This window comes from Enterococcus sp. C76 (assembly GCF_040886985.1).
GTDB lineage: Bacteria > Bacillota > Bacilli > Lactobacillales > Enterococcaceae > Enterococcus_B > Enterococcus_B lactis.
Genome location: NZ_JBFOEY010000001.1, coordinates 482,211 through 504,047, shown reverse-complemented (window position 1 = coordinate 504,047; position 21,837 = coordinate 482,211). Strand labels below are relative to the sequence as shown.

22 protein-coding genes are annotated in these 21,837 nt (G+C 32.8%); 8 read left to right on the top strand and 14 right to left on the bottom strand.

The features are described 5' to 3' along the window. Nucleotides 1–442 precede the first annotated feature (442 nt). From AB3I00_RS02455 to AB3I00_RS02445, 3 genes are all read left to right on the top strand, one after another. A complete protein-coding gene (locus AB3I00_RS02455) occupies nt 443–697 on the top strand; it encodes a hypothetical protein (protein WP_024635284.1) in 255 nt (84 codons plus the stop codon). A 182-nt stretch (nt 698–879) separates the two neighbouring features. Then, entirely contained in the window at nt 880–1,059 is a 180-nt protein-coding gene (locus AB3I00_RS02450) for a hypothetical protein (RefSeq protein ID WP_002340702.1), read from the top strand. 184 nt (nt 1,060–1,243) lie between these two features. Then, complete coding sequence (locus AB3I00_RS02445; RefSeq protein ID WP_002340703.1) at nt 1,244–1,546, top strand: hypothetical protein; 303 nt, start codon at nt 1,244–1,246, stop codon at nt 1,544–1,546. Nucleotides 1,547–1,768: 222 nt separating this feature from the next. Here the strand turns inward: AB3I00_RS02445 and AB3I00_RS02440 are convergent, their stop codons facing one another. From AB3I00_RS02440 to lanKC, 12 genes are all read right to left on the bottom strand, one after another. Continuing rightward, entirely contained in the window at nt 1,769–1,996 is a 228-nt protein-coding gene (locus tag AB3I00_RS02440) for a hypothetical protein (protein WP_368024719.1), read from the bottom strand. A 1,001-nt stretch (nt 1,997–2,997) separates the two neighbouring features. Beyond that, nucleotides 2,998–4,146, bottom strand: a complete 1,149-nt coding sequence (locus tag AB3I00_RS02435) for a tyrosine-type recombinase/integrase (protein WP_368024718.1) — start codon at nt 4,144–4,146, stop codon at nt 2,998–3,000. Nucleotides 4,147–4,150: 4 nt separating this feature from the next. Continuing rightward, nucleotides 4,151–4,336 carry a DUF3173 family protein gene (locus AB3I00_RS02430; protein ID WP_368024717.1) on the bottom strand — a complete coding sequence of 62 codons (186 nt, stop codon included), beginning with the start codon at nt 4,334–4,336 and terminating at the stop codon, nt 4,151–4,153. Between the two features lie 376 nt (nt 4,337–4,712). Continuing rightward, complete coding sequence (locus AB3I00_RS02425) at nt 4,713–4,955, bottom strand: helix-turn-helix domain-containing protein (protein ID WP_368024716.1); 243 nt, start codon at nt 4,953–4,955, stop codon at nt 4,713–4,715. Continuing rightward, nucleotides 4,948–5,370, bottom strand: a complete 423-nt coding sequence (locus tag AB3I00_RS02420; protein ID WP_368024715.1) for an RNA polymerase sigma factor — start codon at nt 5,368–5,370, stop codon at nt 4,948–4,950. The genes AB3I00_RS02425 and AB3I00_RS02420 overlap by 8 nt, the downstream gene beginning before the upstream one ends. Nucleotides 5,371–5,609: 239 nt before the next feature. Next, complete coding sequence (locus AB3I00_RS02415; RefSeq protein ID WP_368024714.1) at nt 5,610–7,226, bottom strand: ATP-binding cassette domain-containing protein; 1,617 nt, start codon at nt 7,224–7,226, stop codon at nt 5,610–5,612. Nucleotides 7,227–7,307: 81 nt separating this feature from the next. Continuing rightward, nucleotides 7,308–8,015, bottom strand: coding sequence for an ABC transporter ATP-binding protein (locus tag AB3I00_RS02410; RefSeq protein ID WP_077453291.1), 708 nt, complete (start codon nt 8,013–8,015; stop codon nt 7,308–7,310). A gap of 39 nt (nt 8,016–8,054) precedes the next feature. After that, the gene (locus tag AB3I00_RS02405) at nt 8,055–9,623 is read right to left on the bottom strand and encodes a prolyl oligopeptidase family serine peptidase (RefSeq protein ID WP_368024713.1); all 1,569 of its coding nucleotides are present in this window, start codon (nt 9,621–9,623) and stop codon (nt 8,055–8,057) included. A 419-nt stretch (nt 9,624–10,042) separates the two neighbouring features. Beyond that, entirely contained in the window at nt 10,043–11,419 is a 1,377-nt protein-coding gene (locus tag AB3I00_RS02400) for a hypothetical protein (protein WP_368024712.1), read from the bottom strand. Between the two features lie 380 nt (nt 11,420–11,799). After that, on the bottom strand, nt 11,800–11,940 hold the full coding sequence (locus AB3I00_RS02395; protein WP_368024711.1) for a hypothetical protein: 141 nt from the start codon (nt 11,938–11,940) through the stop codon (nt 11,800–11,802). 146 nt (nt 11,941–12,086) lie between these two features. Further along, nucleotides 12,087–12,227 (bottom strand): hypothetical protein, encoded by a 141-nt coding sequence (locus tag AB3I00_RS02390; protein ID WP_368024710.1) that lies wholly within the window; start codon nt 12,225–12,227, stop codon nt 12,087–12,089. Between the two features lie 6 nt (nt 12,228–12,233). Next, complete coding sequence (gene lanKC, locus AB3I00_RS02385) at nt 12,234–14,870, bottom strand: class III lanthionine synthetase LanKC (protein ID WP_368024709.1); 2,637 nt, start codon at nt 14,868–14,870, stop codon at nt 12,234–12,236. Between the two features lie 259 nt (nt 14,871–15,129). Between lanKC and AB3I00_RS02380 the strand changes: the two genes are divergently transcribed. The 4 genes from AB3I00_RS02380 to AB3I00_RS02365 are packed head-to-tail and all read left to right on the top strand — an operon-like array spanning nt 15,130 to nt 17,892. Further along, a complete protein-coding gene (locus tag AB3I00_RS02380) occupies nt 15,130–15,831 on the top strand; it encodes a LytR/AlgR family response regulator transcription factor (protein WP_368024708.1) in 702 nt (233 codons plus the stop codon). A gap of 5 nt (nt 15,832–15,836) precedes the next feature. Next, nucleotides 15,837–17,222, top strand: coding sequence for a sensor histidine kinase (locus AB3I00_RS02375; RefSeq protein ID WP_368024707.1), 1,386 nt, complete (start codon nt 15,837–15,839; stop codon nt 17,220–17,222). Then, a complete protein-coding gene (locus tag AB3I00_RS02370; protein ID WP_368024706.1) occupies nt 17,152–17,298 on the top strand; it encodes a cyclic lactone autoinducer peptide in 147 nt (48 codons plus the stop codon). The genes AB3I00_RS02375 and AB3I00_RS02370 overlap by 71 nt, the downstream gene beginning before the upstream one ends. A gap of 9 nt (nt 17,299–17,307) precedes the next feature. Next, nucleotides 17,308–17,892 carry an accessory gene regulator B family protein gene (locus AB3I00_RS02365; protein ID WP_368024705.1) on the top strand — a complete coding sequence of 195 codons (585 nt, stop codon included), beginning with the start codon at nt 17,308–17,310 and terminating at the stop codon, nt 17,890–17,892. Nucleotides 17,893–18,189: 297 nt separating this feature from the next. On the opposite strand, the gene AB3I00_RS02360 is transcribed toward AB3I00_RS02365, so the two are convergent. Continuing rightward, nucleotides 18,190–18,615: a DNA cytosine methyltransferase gene (locus AB3I00_RS02360; protein WP_368024704.1), complete on the bottom strand. Its 426-nt coding sequence runs from the start codon at nt 18,613–18,615 to the stop codon at nt 18,190–18,192. An 11-nt stretch (nt 18,616–18,626) separates the two neighbouring features. Further along, nucleotides 18,627–20,462 carry a translation elongation factor 4 gene (gene lepA, locus AB3I00_RS02355; RefSeq protein WP_002317740.1) on the bottom strand — a complete coding sequence of 612 codons (1,836 nt, stop codon included), beginning with the start codon at nt 20,460–20,462 and terminating at the stop codon, nt 18,627–18,629. Nucleotides 20,463–20,608: 146 nt separating this feature from the next. On the opposite strand from lepA, the gene eis reads away from it, so the two are divergent. Beyond that, on the top strand, nt 20,609–21,829 hold the full coding sequence (eis, locus tag AB3I00_RS02350) for an enhanced intracellular survival protein Eis (RefSeq protein WP_368024703.1): 1,221 nt from the start codon (nt 20,609–20,611) through the stop codon (nt 21,827–21,829). Nucleotides 21,830–21,837 lie beyond the last annotated feature (8 nt).

Below are 21,837 nucleotides of genomic sequence, written 5' to 3'. Positions count from 1 at the left end.
CAGATTACGTTTCAAATTAGATTACTTATTTACTGTAACACGGATATAATACTAACACAAGGATAATCACTCGATATAAGGTTTAAAGATGTAAAATTTCAGGAAAATCACAACAATTGGTTAATGAACGAGCGAGAACTCTGATTAATAATCTCATATCTATCTACTTTCTGTTGATTCTTCGTTAACTACTTGAGTTTTCAACCCGAATGATGGCAAAAGAATTATAGCGGCAATACAATTGCTCGCAACTTTATACGCTGCTTCTGTAGGAACACCGTATTTTTTAAACTTTGCTTTTATTGCAGTTAGTTCTGGTTTTCTGACTTTTTCATTCTGGGATGTTTGTCGTCCATTCGGAACCATTATCCTTAATATTTGGTTATTAGTCGATAAAGTGCTATTATCCTAATTGACATAAGACGATATGGGAGATGATACGGTGGTCACATTTAGCATGCTTTTATTTTGGATTCCAGTCTGTATTGGTATCAGCTCTTTCTTTTACTTCACTAAACGTTCTAGAAAAACAGTTATATTAATGCTTTCTTTTCTTCCTACAGCAATTTTTATCATAAAAATAGTGAAATATACATTTTATCAATCGCTTTCAGCATTATTTTTTTACGTAGTTGGGTTGTTTTTATCCCTTATTCTTTTCATCGTTGTTTTACGTTATCTTTATAAGAATGATTAATTGTTATACTTTTATAACTACAAATTTTTTCACTTGTTGTTTTTGTCTTTATACTAGTACTATTAATAGACATCTATCTATTTCATCTTGATTCTTCTTATTTCTGCCAACATTTTTATTAAGGTATTGACTACAAAATGAATAAGAGATACTCTTTTCTAAAAGTGATTGGAGGTAGAAACATGACACCTATCAACAAACTTAACACTAATATATTTTTATACATCGGAATGATACTTGTTATTCTTAATGCTATTTTTTTAGATTTCCATTTTTTTGTAAATATTTTAGGTCTTGCTCTTATCTTATTTTCTAGCAATATTATAAAATTGATTGGTAACTTTCTAAAAGACGATCACTAGTTGATTGTCTTTTTTTCTGAATGTCTATGTAACTAAAAAATAAAAAAGAAGCTGTTTATCTTTTCACCTAGCGATAGTCACTAAACTTTCCTTGCCTTATTTTCTCTTCAGCAAAAATATGGATAGAAACAAAAGCATCATGTATAATTAAATTAAAATTAAAATAATTAGAGAAGGTGAAATTATGGATGAATTCCAAATGATAAAAAGTACTCTTATGTCTATAAAAGAATATGTATCGATGATAAGTAGCTTTCCTAATGAAAGTGATAGAAACAGTGTAATAAGACAGTTTAATATTCAGTTCATAGGAAAAGAACGTAAAAAAATTATTTCTATAGAGATTGCTAATTATTTAAAATTAGAAAATAGTATATTTAACAAATATATTCAAGAAGTTGCCAAAGAACTCCACATCAAATTAGAAGGACTCCATAAGGTAAATTCTGCTACTTCGGAAGCTGATGCGTATTATATCTATCTTTGACAATAAGTAATTGATGTATTTTAAATAAACGTAACGTCAATGTTTATAAATTAATAGACAGCAACGGTTGAAAATAGTAAGAACAATTAGGAAGAGTTGAAATTCACCTCCTTGTTCTTACTATTTCTGTTGCTGTCTATCGCATTTCATCATTCTTTCAATCCGAATTAATTAGGGTACTTTATCGGCATATCTAGTATTAAACCGTCTATACCATGACTACTAGCGTAACATCTGTCTTTTATTTTCATTCCGTTCCCTCCCATTGACGAGCATCATCTTATATAGAAATCCAAGCTTACGAATAACCTCACTTGCAATAGCAACACCCTGACTTGCCGCTTTATATACTTCTTCTGTAGAAACTCCGTATTCTTTTTCAAATGTTGTCTTCAGTACGTTCGATTCTTGTTTACTCGATTTATTCATTGCTGTTTTTCCAATTCTCATCAATCAATAACATTTTAAGTCGATTTTCTGAACTTATGTATCAATGATCATATAGCTTGAAATCGTTCTTATTATACTGTAGTAATCTACGTATCTAAGCAACCCTTCATTTTTGTATAAGTCTTTTATTACCGACTTCCCCCTTCAATCTCATTTATTTCTCATGATCAATAAATAATGATAAGATAAATATATTGCGAAAGAGAAAAAATAAAGGGGATATAACTTTGTTATTTATTAGTAAAATTTTATTCTGGGTTACTTGTGCATATAAAATTATTGTTCTACACTGTTTAAAAATATGGCGTAAAAAAGATTGTTTACTGATCGTCTCATCCCTCCCATTTATCTATTTCATGATTCAGATTTGGGATGATTCAGATGTTGATCCCCTTTTTTTATCCAATTATTTAGTTGGGTTAGTATTTTCGATAGTATTTTTTATTTGCATACTAATTTATCTGAATACAAAAAATTAGGTTTTCCATCTCTTACGGCTGGCTTTTTTTGTTTCTAGTCTATTTTTTTTAAAAGTTACTTAAATAAATACACTTTTTGAGAGATTATAGACAAACTATTTTTTAAAACAGCTAGGAATTTTGCGCTAACTTAAACGACATCACTCAGTTTATACATGGATTCTTTTGATTAATCCAAAGTTGTTTCCGACTAATCCTCTGATTCCATGGCATCCAAAACATGATTAGATGGACACCTATTCTCATGTGACGAAGAAAATGAAAAAAGACACTGTCGACATCTTTGAACAGATGCTACGCGACAATGCCTTTTAAAAAATTACTTCAATTGATTAATGTGGAAAAAATGTGGGAAGATAGCTATTAAATGGTATATTCCAATCGCCAGACCTCTGTCTACTTCTTACTTTCTTCTTCATCCATTTTCGATTCCGACAACCAACCTTTAATGACCGGTATATCAATAACTAAGTTGAAAAAATCGTTCATGACAACCCAATGACAGCAATAAATCGTTAAAAATCAAACAGAAAATTTAGTAAACTCATCTGCTAGGGTTTGGTTTGTTTCTGGATAAAGATGACCATATTTATCTAATGTGGTCTTAATTGATGAATGTCCTAAACGTTTTGAAATAGCATAAACATTTTTATTATGCTCAATTAAAAAAGCAACATGAGAATGACGAAGACCATGTAAATGAATAGGCTTTACCCCTGCTTCTTCTGCCAATTTTTTGATACGATTTAAAAATGTTTTTGGTGAAGGCGGTAAGCCATCAAAAGTAAAGACAAAACCTAAGTCATCTCCAATTGACTTTTGAATCTCTTGCCATTCTTTCAAGTCTTCAATAGTTTGTTGATCTAGGGTGATAGTTCGGATACTCGAAGTGTTTTTCGTATCGGAAAATTCATAATCCGTCCTTGTCCGAATATAAAGGGATTTATTCACGCTGCAAGTCCCTTTTTTAAAATCAATATCCGGCCATTGTAGAGCAAAAAGCTCTTCACTCCTGAGACCCGTAACAAACAAAAAACGCATCATCCTTTTGTAGAAAGTCTCCTGGAAATCGCAGAGATAAGAACAATTGTATACTTTTTTAAATTCATCAACTGTCCAAAACTCTACTACTGAACGCTCCGTTCGAATCTTTCCAATCGTATCTACTGGATTTTCTTCAATTACTTCCAAAATTACCGCACGCTTAAAAATAATCCGTAACTTGTTAAAAATCTGTTTAACGTAATTGTTTGATAGAGGGCGTGTTGAACCATCTCTGTTTTTAACTGAACACTTCTCAACTAGATACTGTTGCAATTCTTGAATATGAATTGGTCTGATCTTTTCCATCTGCAATTTTCCAAAATAAGCTAACGCACGTTTTAAAGTCTTATCTGTTTTTACATAGGTTTTTTCGACTGTCCCCAGCTTATACCAAGGAAAGAAGTATTTCTTATAAAAATCTCGAAACGTAATTCCTTGCAGATAGATATTTTGAGAATCAGAATAATTCTTTTTCAATTCCTCCATGGCTTGCCTGGCCTCTGTCTGAGTTTTAAAATCTCTTCTGGTAGGCTGAATTCTCTTACCAAAACGATCATATCCTAGAGACAATGAAAAATACCAAGTACCTCGTTTTTCATCTTTGTACACATTTGCTATTCTTCTCATCGTACTATTCCTCCCAAGAAATATGCAAGACTTCTTCAAGTATTGAGACAGGTATTCTTTTTATCTTAGAATTTCGATAAAAAGAATAGCCCTTTTTTATAAGAAGAATTTTGCATTCCTTGAAAATTTTGTCAGCGTAGTACTGAGAAGATTCTAAGTTGACTATATCCTGTCGTGTGACTGTCTTCATTATACCGCCTTCTTTAATATTTGTCGCACTCTTTTAAGCTTTCAAATGAGATAACAATTAGACTATACTTTAATGTTTTTATCTATCAGCTGCTTTACTAAAGCACATAGGAATTTCACCTCCCCCCATTAATGGCGGGCCTATTTGGTTACGGAAGTATCATTATCTAGCTTTCAAATCAAAACCAACTATTTTTCGTTCAAGTCAATGCTTGTCATGGCGTAGTATGTGTTTTTTATTCAAAAGACTAATGTACTGATAGAGTTATATTTACTTTTCAATGAACATATAAGCTTTTCAGCCTATGAAAACTTTATACTTCGGATCTGTGTATAAAACTTACATAGAATGAAAAACAGAAAGAGGAAAGTAGCTACTAGCGGGTTACATCAAATTTCATGACTTTTTCAATCAATTTACTTTCAAGACTTCTACGCAGAAAATCATCAATATAAACTGAGGATATAGTACCGTTCTCATACTTATTTCTTAGGCAAAGGCTAGTAATATAGTTTTGATAATGATTTAAAACTTCACTCATTGCGTGTGGTTCACCTGAAGAAGCAGCACTGATTATTTCAGGTGATAATAAAGCATCAGAATAGTCAAGCTCACACATAATACTTCTCCTCCAAGATATCTCTTAATTCGGATTGAGCTTTTTTTCGTTGATACCAGACACCCCCACCACTCATTCCGATTACTTGTCCTATTTCACGATCATTAAAACCACCAAAATAGTACAAAAAAACAATTTTCCGCTTTATTTCATTAAGTTGATGAATTGCTTCCGCTAAAGTGAGGTTGGTAACGAGCAATTCCATTCCAAGAGCAATAAAAATTTCACTATTTTCTGCAGATGCATCAACCACTTGGAATGTTGACTCTAGCTCTCGAGGTAGTTCAGTTAATGAAATTTGACGTTCTCTCAATCGCGCATATTGTTTCTTGATGTTTCTTGCTTCATTTCGAACTATTGCTTTACAAAAGCTATCAAAAGTATGAGAAATATGTGAATCGAACGAATGAACCATTGAATTTCCTCCTTTAAAAACCAAATAGAGACTTCAACATATGGCTTTCCTCTTTCCACTACTACTACAATCTGAACGAGTCCATTTTTCGAAGTTTATAAATTTTTCCGAAGAAAATAGTGTACAGACTAAATTGCCTATACACTGGGGGTCAGTAAAATTTATTCAATTAGTGACACCAAATCCTATCCATTCGAGAACGTTTACATTATTTTATTATTGAAAATAACTATTTTAAATCATTCATTTCCTTCTAGTTTTAATACTTTATCATAAAGTAGTTGTTCTTCTTGTGAGACTTTATGAGCTACCTCAATCAACGTATTAGGACTATTGATAAAAGTGTTTCTGATATGTGCTGCTGTGATATTATCTAAAGAAGAAGTTGCTTCATCCGCCAATATAATCGGTCTATTGTACAAAAAAGCTCTTGCTATTTCTATACGCTGTAGTTCTCCTCCTGAAAGATTCTGCCCATTTTCAGCTATTATGTAGTCTAATCCCTTTTCCGAGATAAATTGCTTCATCCCTGCATGATTAAGTGCAGTAAAAATGCTATCTTCAGAAAATGAACGATCAAGAGTTACATTAAAACGAACCGTATCATTAAACACAAATGGTGTTTGCAAAATCAATGAGAACTGCTCACTTAATTGAGAAACAGTATAATTTGAAGTTGAAATTCCATTATACAAATATTCTCCTTCTAATATCGGAACATTCCCTTGTAAGACACCAAGAAGCGTTGACTTTCCAAATCCCGAAGGTGCCATTATTAGCATTTTTTCTCCAGCGTTAATGGTTAGATTAAGCCGACTAATCACTCTTTTATTGCCTAATTGAATAGTTACATCACGTAGTTCTAATTTAGAAAATGGAGATATAGATATTGATGCTCTTTTAGAATCACTCTGTTCTAATAAACGATTTGTTTTGCTATCTTTTAAAACTCGATCAACACGTTTTTGAATGTCTCGCGTAGTTTGTAATTGATTTCGCATCTCAAGTACTGATAAGAGTGGTTTATTCAAATAATTTGACAATTGTACTACAGAAATAAATGCACCTAATGTTAGACTACTGTTTATAATTCGTAATATACCGATTCCAAACGGAAGTGTTAAGGCACATAGTGTAGCTAACACAGTCACGACCGCGTTTGTATAACCCACTGTCTGATTCATATCTTTAAGAGCATTTTCTGATTCCCTTGCATAATGTGACACCCGTGCTGCCATTTCTTTTTCTACTTGATAAGTTCTTATTGTGCGTGTAGCTGTTAAAAAGTCTTTTAACCGTGAAAGAAATCTAGAGGTTTCTTCCGACCATTTTTCTGATTTTCCTCGGATCTGTTTCTTGGTCACATTCGAAATAACCAGTGGAATAAGCGATCCTATAAAAAAAGCAGCAGTAGTCCAAATATCGTATTTCAGTGAAGAAAAAAGAGCAAATAGAAAGGTAATCGCACTTGTTGAAATTAAAAGCACGGCATTTATGCCGTTTGTTTCTAATAATTTCAGATCATTCATAATAAACGACAAATCACTTGAAACATCAATTTCATATATATCTTTTTGGATTAAGTGTTCAATTGCACGTTCTTTTATTTCTATATTGACAGACTTAATATAATTTGTTCGAGCACTTACATTAATCAGCATAACGATTCCAAATAGAGGTATACCAATAACAGCAAAAGTAACATTTTTCACAAAAAAATTCAGGTCTGCATTTGTAGCTGCAGTAATAAAATTTCCTATTATAAACGCTTGGAAAATATACTGTAAACTAGATAAACTTGTCGAGATCAGAAATACTGCTAAACGTAATTTAGAACCATATTTTAAGATAGTCATCATGTGCCTCTTTTCAATGTTTTTTATTATGAATAGAACGTGATAATTCATATTCATAAACAACGAACAGAGAAATAATTTTTAAAATACCAATGTTTCCAAGGTAGGTGAACTTATATTACTATGAATGTGTCCATCCTTTAAAACAATTGCTCTTGAAGATTGACTGGCTAATTCCAAATCATGAGTTACCATAACAATTGTCTTCCCTTTGCTTACTAATTCTTTCAATACTTCCATAATAAGGACACGTGAGTGAGTATCCAATGCACTAGTAGGCTCATCTAAAAATAATATATCTGGATCCGCTAATATTGTGCGACCAATTGCAACCTTTTGTTGTTCACCACCTGAAAGAGCATCAATAGGCTGGTGTAAATCCGCTTTTAATTCCAATCGTTCCGCCAGAGAATAAACATTTTCCTTTTTTATTTTGTGACCATTTAAAGTTCCTGGAAGGACCATATTATCATAAGCGGACAATGAAGGAATCAGTTGAAAATCTTGAAAAATAAAGCCAATTTTTTTGCGGCGAAACTTTGCTAATTTCGCTGCACTCCATCCATAAGGTGATTTGCCATCGATTAACACCTCTCCATCTGTAGGAGGTAATAAGCTAGAAATACAATAAAGCAACGTTGTTTTCCCTGAACCAGAAGGTCCTACAATTGACACAAACTCTTGTTGCTCTACATCAAAAGAAATATCAGCAAGCACTTGTAAAAGATTTCCTTTAGCAAGCTCTATTTCTTTTTTTAATTCTGTTATTGAAATAACTATCTGTCTCATCAAAATCAACCTCCATAAAATTTAATAATACTAAACCTACTAACTGATAACGGAATATAAAAAATCAACTAGAATTTTTGTCAAAGTTTTAATGTCTCCTTGAGGTAATCCCCCATGACTAGCTTTTGGGTTAATTTCTAAATGTGAAGAGACCCCTAACGCTTGAAGTTTTTGTAGCCAACTTTTCACATCCTCATTTGAAATTTGCTTATCACTTTCTCCGCAAACCACAAATAAATTTGTCTTTGATCCTTTGGCTTTTTTCACATTTTGCATTGGTGAATACGAATGAATATATTTTCGTACTTTTAAATCAGTAGAAGGATTTCCCCATTCTGCTACTTCCATATGCGATAAATAATCACGTTTATATAGCATAGTATTATAAGGATCAACAAATGGCGAAGCTAGTAACATAGATTTAAACAAATTCGGTTCTTCATTCAGACTAGCTCCAGCAACTATTCCTCCAGCACTAGAAGAAATTAAAGACAATCTGTCAGAAGCCACTATTCCCTCGTCAATTAAATAGTGACAACAGTCCAAAAAATCGTAAATTGAGTTCCATTTATTCAAAGTTCTCCCCATATGATGCCATTTCTCGCCTAAATATCCGCCCCCTCTAACATGAGCAATGCAATAAACAAAACCAAGTTCTATCATCGCTATCATCATGGGATCTAGATTTCCTTTTTGTTCTCTCGAACCATATGATCCGTAGACATAAATGATACCAGGTTGTTTTCTGGGTAATTGTTTTGAGTCTCCCTTCCAATATATTGTTAACGGTATTTTCATCCCATCAACAACAGATCTTACATAAAAAATTTTGCTATGAAACTTTTTTACGTTAAGATTGGGTATATTTTGGTTGCTTTTAACCAAAGCTAATCTCTCGGAAAGGTTAGGATTGTAGGAATATAACATATTAGATACACAATCGTCTTCACAAAATAGGTATGTCAAGTTCTCATCATTAGTATTTTGACAAAGGTGAACTTCACCTTGTAACGGAATGCTGAAAGTATCTTCGATAAAATCAACCTTAGTGTTTACTAAATTTTCAATGGATATTATTCCAGAATTCAATTTATTTTCATTAAAGTAACGAAGGAAAATATAGGTATGATTCGCTTCAACAGTAAGAACACTTATATTTTTTTTTGTAGGAATAATTTGATATTTTTTATCATTGCAATTATAGAGAATTAATTTATGATTCACCGATTTCTCTTTCCTGCATATAAATAATATGTAGTCTGTTGAATACTTTGTAAATCCTATAACATGAGCAATTCGCTCACTTTTTTTGGGCCAAATAACTTGGATAGGATTTTTTTCTTCAGATGAAAAAAGTAAGTATTCTACGTTATTTTTAAACAAAGATCGATTTGATAAAGATGTTTTAATTAGTTTTAATTGATGTGTACTCCTGCTTTCGCAATAGCAGACTTTCTCTTTCAATTGTTCGAAATTCTTTTCTAAAATTTTATTTGGTCGTCCGTCTTCGGTATGACCTATAAAAACAATACGGTCTGTGTGTAACTCAAACACAGGAAAATGATCAAGACTGGTTAGAACTGTAGTCATTACTTTTTCTGAATTCAACTCCATTACTTCAATTATATAATTACTACCAGAAATAGAAATCATCGTTCGAAATAAGTGCACTGGATCAAGAATTACTTTTAGTACCTGTTTATTAGGATATAAGCGAACATCGAAAAGTAGCTTAGATTTTTTTAAATGAATTCTTTCGGACTCTGTTATAATTAGCTCTTTATTTGCATCATTCAGTTGTACACTAATGCTTCCAGAGTGCGGTAATTTCCAATTTTCAAAGCTGTAAATGTAATCATTGATTTGGACCTTATGATTATAAACTTTTTTATAATCAAGTAAGCAAGATTGAATAGTCGATGCAAATTTTTTTTTTTATAAATCATTGATGTTCACCTACTTCCTTGCTTTTTATTATGGATAAATTTACCTGAAATGATCTAACCACTTTAGATTTATTACAAAGCTTACTCAACATATTTTTTTAACAGTTTATATTCAAACCAATAAATCAAAATAAAGAAAAGACTGAACAAAAGAAAAGCCCCAAGTGCTAACAAGATATTAACCGACCAATTTGCTTTGAAAATATTGCCTCCTCCTAGGTATGTGACTCTAAGAAGAGGAACCGCAAACAAGATGGTTCCGACTAAAGTAGTCAATATAGAAATTATTGAGATTGAACTAATTTCAATAATTCGTGTTTTGAAAATCCAATTTGGTGTACATCCCGTGTAAAAATAGTTTTTTGATTCAATTCTTGTTTTCATTCTAAACAGACAAATCGATGCAAAGATATTAGCTAAGCTAATAATTATTGGAGCGCCAAACAAAAATTCAAGACTGAGTATTAAATCAGATATATAAGAGCCGCTATTAGCACCATCAATCAATAGCCTTGTATTAAGAAATAGTGCAATAAAATTTCCCGTCAACAAAGTGATGATACTAACTGGACGAATTAATTTAACCAAACCTTCTACATTGTATTGTATATTGTAAAATGCAATACGAACCATTGGATACTTTGATATTTTAGGTAGATCAACAATTCTATTTACTATTGCTCGAAATATTGGTCGTACTAAAAAATTCATAGCGACAAGTAAAGAAAGCCACAAAAGAAGTAATACATTCATCGAGTTACTCATACTTTGCGTGTATTCTTTCAAAACCGATGGATCTGGAACATTTTTTAAGTATAAATAAAATGTTCCCACTACACTGATGATTAAAGCAAGTATTCCAAAAAAACTACCAATAAATTTTCTTTTGATTGACGCACTGTACGAGGAAAGAATTCCTTTTCTTTTTTTGAAGTTTTTAAGACAATAACGCATACAGGTAATAGTAATGATCGAAATTTGAAGCAAAAGAGTAATAAACATGACGCTCCAAGACAAATGAAGAGTTAAATGAGAAAAAGATTGCCTAGCAGAAAATGAAGGTAAAACACTAAAAAATGCTTGTGCTGCTGGTATAGAAAAAAGACTCCCGATAAAGGTACCAATAATACCAATCAATAACATTTGACTTGTCATTAGGAAACTCAATTGTAATGGTGAACCACCTAAAAGAAGAAGTATATCATTTGTATCATCAAAAAAATCTATACACTGTTTCATTGTATTGGTTGTTAATAGAAGTAATATAACAGCGCCAGTGATTATAGGCATTTGCATGAAAACACTATAATCATTAATATCAACACTATTTATTCCCCTCATTCCATTTATTATAGTAAAAGAAGTGTTAAAAACTAACCCTGATGCAAAGAAAACAGGTAGTACAGATAACCATATCTTCCAATATTGCACGAATTGTTTCGTAATAAGTTTAATCATCGGTCTGTCTCCTATAACGTTTTATATCATTACTATCACAATACCATAATAGAAAAATATCGCCATCGTTCTTAAGTCTAATTATTATGGAAAATAACAAATTTAATCACAAAAAAGAATATGTACTAATTAACTACATATAACAAAATAAATGGATGAGAGAAATGCATTTTTAGATATACTTACAAAAACACTTTATTCATAAACAAATCATCCTAATTAGTTTACATTACAGTAATTAAGACAACGCCAACTTAATATACTATTAAAAATATAAGCTAATTAGGATACTCTTAATTCTTAGTATTACTAATAATATAAATTTACAAAAGTCTTAGCGCAGTAGATCAATCATTAGTTCACCTTAGAAATGGCGTAATTCAGCAACCTACTAAACTAATATGGCTAGGTGTTGTATCACACCATCCCCAGCTTGCAGTGCTACCACGTTCACCCTCAACTTCTTCCATCAAATTATCATCAATTTCAAGTGATTGAAATTTTAAAATTTCTGTAGACATTATTCTTCAATTCCTCTCTATTTATTAGATTGTTAGTAAAAATCTATACAGTACATAGACTTCTAGCTACATATGGTGCTAAACGGAAAATCATTCAATTTTTTCTGTCTTTTTTAGTATACATAATCCATATCCCATTGTTTGGATTAACAGAAAACCAAACTTAGATTACTTGGAGAATTATCACACCAACTAACACTAACAGCACTATCTCGTTCTCCTAATTCTCTATCCATTACATCATCTTCTATTTCAAGGACTTGAAACTTTAAAATTTCTGTGGCCATCGTTCATCACCTTCTTTCTTTAATCAACTTTGGTAACAATATAAAATCATCTGATGTAATAGACTCAAGAGCCAATATTACACCAGCAAAACCTGAAGCAATATCTGTAGTTATACGCATACCATTGTCGCCTGCAAAGCATAACCCATCGCTAAACTTTATCAAATGTTGAGAAAGACCGGAACAAGTAGACTTATTTATTTCCAAACATGAAACTTTTTGTAGGTTCTTGTTCATAAAATATTGACCTAGTTTTAATCCTGCATAGCCATTATATAAACCTGGCGATACACAGAAATTTGCATCAACAGCCCTATACAATGATTCCAGTATTTTTAAATGATGATCAGCAATAATATCAGCATTTGTTGATATAAGAATACCTAGCCCAGCACTTCCCATCGACAAATACGGCAAGACTCGGTGCCCTTGTGAATACTGCATCATGCCTTTTTGGTCTGTATAATATCCTTGAAGTTCATTACTAATAGAACAATCTAATCCTGTAAGGAAAATATCTTTCTTAGTATATCTATATAGCTCTGCAAAAAGCCATCCGATTCCAGCATGGCCATAAAGTAAGCCAGCACCAATTTTATGCGGATCATTAGATGCATATTTACCTTTTCCGATAGGAGAATAATTATCTGGAACCGATAAATATTCTTCAGCAAAACTCATTGCTAAATTCAAAAAGTTTTCTTCAAAAGCTTTTTTAAATAATCCCGCACTTGCAAATTCTAATCCTACCAACATTATACCTGCCTGACCATCATAAATATTCTTACTCTTAGTGTGTTTCCACCAATATTCAAATTTTTCTTGAAAAATTTCAGATACCTTTTGAGATAGACCTAATTTATACATTACCCATAAGGTACCAGAGATTCCCTCACCAAAACTAAAATTTAGAACTTCATTATTATCTATTTCAGTAAATAAGTTATTAATTATTTTATTTTGCAATAGTTTGAAATCATCAGACAAGGTTACACCTATTCTTTTACTAGCAATATGATAGATCCATAAAATACCCAAATCAGAGAATGATATACCATGTTGAACAGTTAGTCCATAATAGTGAACAGGAAAATTTCTATAAGAATATTTCCACCTTCTTATTGTTTTATCAAAACCTTGAATCAATTCTTTTTCTAGTTTCTCAAAATCGTTATTCTTATTATTGGATTCTAAATACGGATGTAGATTCTTCTGATCAGTTAATACATGGGCAGTTCCTGATTTCTCCCTTAATCTTTGGAGTATTAGTAAGAGTTCCTTCAATATCTTTTCATCTGCACCAAGTCTAAGAAACAAGTCTTTCCCAGATTTCTCTTGTTGTTCAGAATAACCATAAACAAGGTCACTTTGAATAACGACTGGAAAGAAAAGACTGTGAGCAATCTGCGAAACACCATACCAATCTATTTCTGTAGGTGTCTTTTCTCCCCAATGTCTGAAACCAGGAGCAGCCACTGTATGATATTTTTTGTTAGAACTATCAAAAACAGCCTGTTCCCAATCAATTACATGAAGAAAATCATCAGAGTCAATAATAAAATTTCTCGGATGAACGTCTTGATGGAAAACTTTTTTTTCATGAAATGATTCAAAAATTTTTTCTATTTCTTTAACAATTTTATGGGCTCGATTAAGATAATCCGTTGCAAGATTAGGCTTACCATCTAAATAAATCGGATAATTTTTAGCAATCCATCGGTTTAATGTTATTCCCTCAATTTTCTCCATGATAAGATAATAGTGTTCCCAAATTTTCCCCTCCCACAATAATCTTGGAACTTGTGGAATATCTTGCAACAGACTTAATGCTTTTGTTTCTGTAATAAGTTTATCAACTGCTGTTTGTTTCGTATCATCAATTCCTGTGTATGGGCGAGCCTCTTTTATAAAAACTAATTCATTTCCCGATTTAGGATAGTATCCTTCATAGATACCGCCACAGTTTGAAAATCGAATCGGTCTTTCTATTTCAAAAGGAATTGAGTCTGATGAAGCATCTTCTTTCACATTTAGCCACTGCTTTAGAAACTCAGGGGTTACACTATCATCAGGCCTCACAAAGAAAGTTTCCCTTTTGTCAGTGACCATTTTTCCATCTATTTCAAGTTCATCACTAAAGATTCCTTCACTATTTGGCGAACCTTTCTTGAACATTCCATATCGTAAATATATCGGTCCTTTTGCCCAACGTTTATCACTTAAAATATAAGGTCCCGGATAATCATGTAATTGGTCTTCTAAATAGTCCAGAAATTCTTCTAATATTGACTCATCAGGATAACAAGTGATGAACTTTCCAGCATGCTCTCGAGGCATTTGTTTTCCGTTGCGATTAACAAAACGTTTAACTGTTGATAAATGCTTAAAAACAACGTTTTTTTTATAGCAATACTCAGAGACAATCGTTAGTATCTCATCTGTACATTCAAGAGTTGAACTGATATGGACTTTCCATCCTTGACGTTGCATATTGTTTTTTAGAGGAATTATATATGTCCACTCACTTTCACGAAATTCCTCCCAATTTTTAGGGATCGGTACTGAAAAGGATTTAGAATTATCTGTATCGTATTTCGAATCTGTGAAAAAAAGTAAATCCCCCATTGAATAGTTACCTTCCACTTGATCCCCTCCATATATATAATTTTTTAATTATCTGTTGTATTGATTACATTAATAGTTTATCAAAGAAAAATCGTTTGAACGTAATGTGTAACAAAAACAAATTTACACGTAACGAAAAATAAACATTTATTTCATTAATAAAATTCCAATCTATAAAACTGTCAACAGTTACATTCAAACGAAAAATCGTTACAAGTTACTAAAATTATACGTTTTTGGTGTAAAATAGAACTAAATAGTTATGGGAGATGACCGCATGTTAAATATAGCAATTTGCGACGATGAACCTTCATTTCTAGAACAAGCCGAGCGCCAAATTATATGTTATCCAAATTTAAAATTCGACGTGGATGTTTACACAGACAGTAATCAATTGTATAAAAAACTGAAAAAAGACAAATATGATATTTACTTCTTAGACATTGATATGCCTAACTTAGATGGTATTTCTTTAGCAGAAAAAATAAGAGAGAAGGATGACTATGCCATCTTAATATTTTTTACTAGTCATAAAGAATATATGGAAAGCGTTTTTAAAGTTCGACCATTCGATTATCTGTTAAAACCTTTAGATAGAGAGAAAACTTGGGAAACTTTGACAAAAGCTATTCGTCATCTGAATGAATTTCCAAATCAATTTTCCTATTTAAGTGAAAAAACTAATTTTATTACTGCTACAAATGACATCTTTTTCTTTGAAAAACAGAAACGAAAAGTAATTATGCATGGGAAAATTGGCGAGAAATCTTTTTACATGGATACAAAAACACTTATGGAGAAATTAGGTGACAACTTTGTGCAGATTCATACTTCATATATCGTCAACTCATATTATATTCGAGCTGTAAAAAAAAGAGCCGTTGTTGTTCAAACTTATAATGGTTCTGAAGAATTACCTATTAGTGGAAAATTCAATGAACAATGCAAAGAACAAATCCTAGCTATGTTAGGAGTATAAAATTTATGTCAATTTATTTTATTAATATTATTTTCACTATCATTGACTGTATATTAATGGCTTATATCTATAAAAAATCTGGTCTTACACAACCTACGAATAAATGGATAATTTTAGTATTTATTTGCTTAATATTAAGATACTCAGCATTTATATCTATACTTGAAAATTTGGGCTTAAGAGAACCCATTAACTTAATTTCATCGTTACTTATTTATATTTTTGTTGGAATTATAATGGAAGTTGAAAAAAGCAGTATTATACTTTGGCCTTGTGTATTTATGAGTATTGCCCTAGTTTCTGAGAACATTGCAGGTCTTATTCAACAAAGTTTTTCTGCGCAACATTGGTTTCCTACTTCTGCCACATCAATTACTCAATATTTTAGCGGATCTCTAATTTCAAGTGTTTTAAGAGTAATATTGATTAGTATAATCTTTTCGATGTTGTCTCATAAGCAACTTGAACAAATACCAAAGCTTCCTGATAAAATGGTATTGATGCTGTCTATCATTCCTATATCGTCAATAATTGTTTTATGTACGATTACATTATGGTGGCATAGTAGCTTTTCTTTACCGGTAATTGGAGTTCTAGGAATAGATTTTGGAATTGTGGCAATAACTATATTTAACCTGTTCATGTTCAAATTGATACAAATACGAATTATCGAGTTGTCTCAAAAACAAACTAGTAAAGTTGTTGTAAAAAAAGAAATTCAATATTTTACTGACTTGGAAAATAAAGAAAAAAACATTCGAATGATGCGTCATGATTTAAAAAATCAGTATCTCATTTTAGCTGGCTATATTGAGGATAAAGATTATGACACAGCTTTAAACTATATAAATAAATCCATCATAAAACTGGATCATTCGCAAACCAAATTTTATACGAATAATCCTATTCTTAACTATTTATTGAATCAAAAAACACAACAAGCGAGAGAAAATAATATACAAATGAAAATCAAAGCATTTATTCCAGCTGATTTCCATATAGAAAGTTCAATTATCGCTTCGATTTTAGGAAATTTAATTGATAATGCACTTAATGCATGTATTAGACAGAAAAGCTTCGAAAGGAAAATAAACATTTCACTAAAATTATCTAATAATAATCTCATTATAAACATCGACAATACTTTTGATCGTAACGAAATTCAAACAAGAAGATGGCGAATGAAAGGAGGTATTGGATTAAAAAGCGTTCAGAATATTGTAGATGAACAGAATGGATTATATAGACATTGGATCGAGGGTGAAACTTATTATACGTTAGTCGTTCTGATGAAAATATATGAAGGAGAGACAAAAGAAAATGATGAAAAATTTGAAAAATCCAGCTTTGAAAGCGATCAAGAAAGCAGCATTGAAAGTGGCAACTTATGAAGCAAATACTATGTGTAATTTTATGTATGGCCAACCAACACTTCCCTCAAAAATAAAAAAACTAAGAAAGTTCTAGTAACGGTATATGATTAACAACTTTTCCAACCATATTGTCTTGCGCTTAGTTGAGGCTCATTTAATTTCTACAGAAGACAAAGAAATTTATACTTTTGGTTTAAGTCAATTAACCCGTTATGTAATATTCCTATTAGCTTGTACTTTTCTAGGAGTTGTGAATCATAATCTATTGGGAATTACTTTTTTTGTAATCTTTTTTATTCCATTAAGAAATACGACAGGAGGTTTTCATTTAAAAGGAGAACTTTCTTGCTTCTTATTTTCTATTTTAACCATTGTAATCTATTCGTTACTTCAAACTTGGTTAGAAATGTATTCTCACCGCTTTCTAGGTATGTTTATTATAATACTTGCAATCTTACAGCTTGTATTACCTTCAGTGGATCATGCTAACAACCCAATACATCATACAGGATTTAAGTTGTTTAGATTTTACAAAATCAAAGTCATTATTATTGAAACAATTCTTAGCTTTGTAGCGATCTACTCAAACTATTGGATAGTTCCAAGAACAATAATGATAGTTTTATTGTTTAACCTCATTTCGAACGTCATTGGATTACTTATTAGAAGAAAATCATTGGTTCAGTAAATAAATACTTTTTTGTTAATAATATTTATTTATCAACAGCAGTGTTTGAGTTTTTATGGTTAACTTTCTTTAAATACTGCCGTTGATATTTAAATAGTTTTAGGAACAATTTCTGTCACTTTTCCTAAGTGGCATTTTTTCTTCTTAAATAACAAGCATAAGATTTGTCTATAAGAAGTACATTACACAAGAAATGAGAAATCAGAGCCTTCCGGACTACGATTTCTCATTTCTCATAAGGATGGAGATGAACGATTTAGAGACATTTATACCACCTGTATTAAACATTCTCATTTATTAATCTAATAATTCTGGATGAACCAATAAGAAACTAATGATTGGACGACCTATTTTTTCAGCAAGATATACTGGAACGGCATTACCAATTTGTTTATATTGTTCATTCAATCTATGATTTTTTGAAACAACCTTTACCCTGTCATCTTCACCATCTGAAAAATCGTACCAGTCTGGAAATGTTTGAATACGCGCAGTATCACGAACAGATAATCTTCGGTTAAAATCACCACTAAATTCCCAATGATCGGGACCAACTTTTATCATTGGCTCTCCGGCAGGGTGTTGGGGTGCTTGTCTTCCTGAAGCTTGAATTGTAAAAGATTGTTCATTCCAAGATTTCTTCCTATTTCTCGACATATATATTGAGCTGTAATCTGAATCAAATACATCATCAGCATCAAATTGATTTAATAGGCTTTTCAATTTGAAACAAGCTACTTCTTACTTTCTTCTTCATCCATTTTCAGAACGGCCATGAAGGCTTCTTGCGGAACTTCGACGGAGCCGATTTGTTTCATCCGCTTCTTCCCTTCTTTTTGTTTCTCTAAGAGTTTACGTTTACGAGAAACATCTCCACCATAACATTTAGCCAAGACGTTTTTACGCAAGGCCTTGATGTCTGAACGGGCAACGATTTTTTGTCCAATAGCTGCTTGGATTGGCACCTCAAATTGTTGGCGTGGGATTAGTTTTTTCAGTTTTTCAACGATTGCTTTTCCACGTTCATAGGCAAAGTCTCGGTGAACGATAAAGCTTAATGCATCGACTTTTTCTCCATTCAGCAAGATGTCCATCTTCACTAACTTGCTTTTTTGATAACCAGACATTTCATAATCCAATGAGGCATAGCCTTTTGTGCTTGATTTCAATTTGTCGAAAAAGTCAAAGACGATTTCAGAAAGCGGAATATTATAGACGACATTTACTCGGTAATCGTCTAAGTAATCCATCGTAATGAATTCTCCACGTTTTCGTTGAGAAAGTTCCATGACTGCACCGACAAAATCATTGGGCACCATAATCTGTGCTTTGACAAATGGTTCTTCTACATCTTGGATCGTTACAGGTTCAGGAAAATCTGCCGGGTTATCAACTGTAGCAGTCGTACCATCTGTTTTATTAACATGGTAAATAACGGATGGTGCAGTCGTGATCAATTCTAGATTGAATTCTCGTTCCAAACGTTCTTGGACGACATCCATATGAAGAAGTCCTAAGAATCCGCAGCGGAACCCAAATCCTAATGCTTGAGAGGTTTCTGGTTCGAATTGCAAAGCAGCATCATTCAATTGCAGTTTTTCTAAAGCTTCCCGCAAATCGTTGTAACGAGAAGTATCAATTGGATAAAGACCACAATAAACCATCGGATTCATTTTTCGGTAACCTGGTAAAGCTTCAGCGGCAGGATTGTCTGCTAACGTTACTGTATCCCCTACTCGAGTATCTTGGACAGTTTTGATACTTGCTGTGATATAACCGACATCACCGACCATCAAAAAGTCTCTAGCAACTGCTTTTGGCGAGAAGACCCCAACCTCTGTAACATCAAATGTTTTGCCATTACTCATCAGTTTGATTTTATCTCCTGGTTTGACCATACCGTCCGTGATCCGGACATTTAGAACAACACCGCGGTAACTATCATAAATAGAATCAAAGATCAAAGCTTTTAGCGGTGCGTCTAAGTCTCCACTTGGTGCTGGCACATATTCCACGATCTGCTCGAGAATATCTTCGATCCCAATCCCTGATTTGGCACTGGCTAATACAGCTTCACTAGCATCGATTCCGATTACGTCTTCGATTTCTTGACGGACACGTTCGGGATCTGCTGCAGGTAGGTCGATTTTATTGATGACTGGCAGGATCTCCAAATCATTGTCTAACGCTAAATAAACATTGGCCAATGTTTGGGCTTCGATTCCTTGGGCTGCATCGACCACTAAAACGGCGCCTTCACAGGCAGCAAGGCTTCGAGAGACTTCATAGGTGAAGTCGACGTGCCCTGGAGTGTCAATCAAGTGAAAGATATATGTTTCTCCGTTTTTCGCTGTGTAATTGAGTTCTACAGCATTTAATTTAATCGTGATTCCACGTTCACGTTCCAAATCCATCGAGTCTAACAGCTGATCTTGCATTTCACGAGACGTCACAGTGTGCGTCATTTCTAAAATACGATCGGCCAATGTAGATTTTCCATGGTCGATATGAGCAATGATCGAAAAATTACGAATCTGCTCTTGGCGTTCTTTCATTTTCTTTATATCCATAGCGTCTCCTCTTTTCATATAATCAGCACTTTCCATTATACCAACGAAAAGCAGTAATTTAAAGACTTTTTAATTAGTCAGCTTTAGAAGTTTTTTTGGTAGAATTTTGCTATACTGTTATCAAGCTAATAAATGGAGATGAAAAAATGGAGCAAAAAGATTTTAGAGAAAATCTTGAATTAAAACCAGTCACTCAAGAACATATCGATCAGTTCAACGAATTACTTTCCTATGTGTTCCAAGTGACTGAAGCAGATATCGAGGAAAGCGGGTTTGAGAACAAACGAGCTTTTATCCGTTCCAAAAGACCGATTTTAGAAGTATCGAAAGTGTTCGGGTGGTTCCATGAAAACAAACTGATCTCTCAAATCGCTATCTATCCTTGTGAAGTCAATATTCACGGTGCACGTTATAAAATGGGGGGCGTGACTGGAGTTGGAACTTATCCAGAATATGCGAACCATGGATTGATGCAAGATCTAATCATCGTTGCATTGGATAATATGCGCAAGAACAAGCAATGGATCTCTTATTTGTATCCTTACAGTATCCCCTATTATCGGCGCAAAGGATGGGAGATCATGTCTGATAAACTTTCCTTTAAAATCAGAGATACACAGCTACCTAAACAAGTCCCAGTAAGTGGTATGGTTGAGCGATTATCAGTTGATCATCCAGACGTATTTGCCGTTTATGACAAATTTGCCCAACGAAACCATGGTGCTTTATTCCGCAGTGATTTTCATTGGGAAGAATATTGGCGTTTCGAAAATGAAGATGAGCGCACAGCCGCTGTCTACTACGATAGCAATCATGAACCAAGAGGTGTTCTATTCTACTGGGTAGCTGAAGAAATATTTCACGTAAAAGAAATGTTCTATCTTGATCAAGAAGCTCGAAATGGCTTATGGAACTTTATTTCCGCTCATTTTTCCATGATTTACTGGGTACATGGAGATATTTACAAAAATGAGCCCTTAGCTTTTTTGATTGAAGACAGTCAGATCAAAGAGCAGATCGAACCATATTTTATGGCTCGGATCGTTGATGTAAAAGAATTCCTTCAACGGTTTCCGTTTGTTGGAACAGCTGATGCTTTTCATTTCATCATTGAAGATCCTGTCGCTCCTTGGAATAATGGCGTCTTTGCTTTAACATGGGATGAACAAGGAAAAGTCCGTGTCTTGAATGAACCTATAGGAAACCCTGTTCGATTGAATATCCAAACATTGACTTGCTTGATGATGAATTATCGACGTGCTTCTTATTTGGCAAGAATCGAACGGTTAGAAACAGATGAAGAAACACTGAAGTCACTAGAGCGTATCATTCCAAACATGGAAGCTTACTTTAGCGATTATTTTTAATAAAAAGG

Coding starts and splice junctions, on each gene's coding strand:
- AB3I00_RS02450 (WP_002340702.1), top strand. CDS start 880: ATGACACCTATCAACAAACTTAACACTAATATATTTTTATACATCGGA.
- AB3I00_RS02445 (WP_002340703.1), top strand. CDS start 1,244: ATGGATGAATTCCAAATGATAAAAAGTACTCTTATGTCTATAAAAGAA.
- AB3I00_RS02440 (WP_368024719.1), bottom strand. CDS start 1,996: ATGAGAATTGGAAAAACAGCAATGAATAAATCGAGTAAACAAGAATCG.
- AB3I00_RS02435 (WP_368024718.1), bottom strand. CDS start 4,146: ATGAGAAGAATAGCAAATGTGTACAAAGATGAAAAACGAGGTACTTGG.
- AB3I00_RS02430 (WP_368024717.1), bottom strand. CDS start 4,336: ATGAAGACAGTCACACGACAGGATATAGTCAACTTAGAATCTTCTCAG.
- AB3I00_RS02425 (WP_368024716.1), bottom strand. CDS start 4,955: ATGTGTGAGCTTGACTATTCTGATGCTTTATTATCACCTGAAATAATC.
- AB3I00_RS02420 (WP_368024715.1), bottom strand. CDS start 5,370: ATGGTTCATTCGTTCGATTCACATATTTCTCATACTTTTGATAGCTTT.
- AB3I00_RS02415 (WP_368024714.1), bottom strand. CDS start 7,226: ATGACTATCTTAAAATATGGTTCTAAATTACGTTTAGCAGTATTTCTG.
- AB3I00_RS02410 (WP_077453291.1), bottom strand. CDS start 8,015: ATGAGACAGATAGTTATTTCAATAACAGAATTAAAAAAAGAAATAGAG.
- AB3I00_RS02400 (WP_368024712.1), bottom strand. CDS start 11,419: ATGATTAAACTTATTACGAAACAATTCGTGCAATATTGGAAGATATGG.
- AB3I00_RS02395 (WP_368024711.1), bottom strand. CDS start 11,940: ATGTCTACAGAAATTTTAAAATTTCAATCACTTGAAATTGATGATAAT.
- AB3I00_RS02390 (WP_368024710.1), bottom strand. CDS start 12,227: ATGGCCACAGAAATTTTAAAGTTTCAAGTCCTTGAAATAGAAGATGAT.
- AB3I00_RS02380 (WP_368024708.1), top strand. CDS start 15,130: ATGTTAAATATAGCAATTTGCGACGATGAACCTTCATTTCTAGAACAA.
- AB3I00_RS02375 (WP_368024707.1), top strand. CDS start 15,837: ATGTCAATTTATTTTATTAATATTATTTTCACTATCATTGACTGTATA.
- AB3I00_RS02370 (WP_368024706.1), top strand. CDS start 17,152: ATGATGAAAAATTTGAAAAATCCAGCTTTGAAAGCGATCAAGAAAGCA.
- AB3I00_RS02365 (WP_368024705.1), top strand. CDS start 17,308: ATGATTAACAACTTTTCCAACCATATTGTCTTGCGCTTAGTTGAGGCT.
- lepA (WP_002317740.1), bottom strand. CDS start 20,462: ATGGATATAAAGAAAATGAAAGAACGCCAAGAGCAGATTCGTAATTTT.
- eis (WP_368024703.1), top strand. CDS start 20,609: ATGGAGCAAAAAGATTTTAGAGAAAATCTTGAATTAAAACCAGTCACT.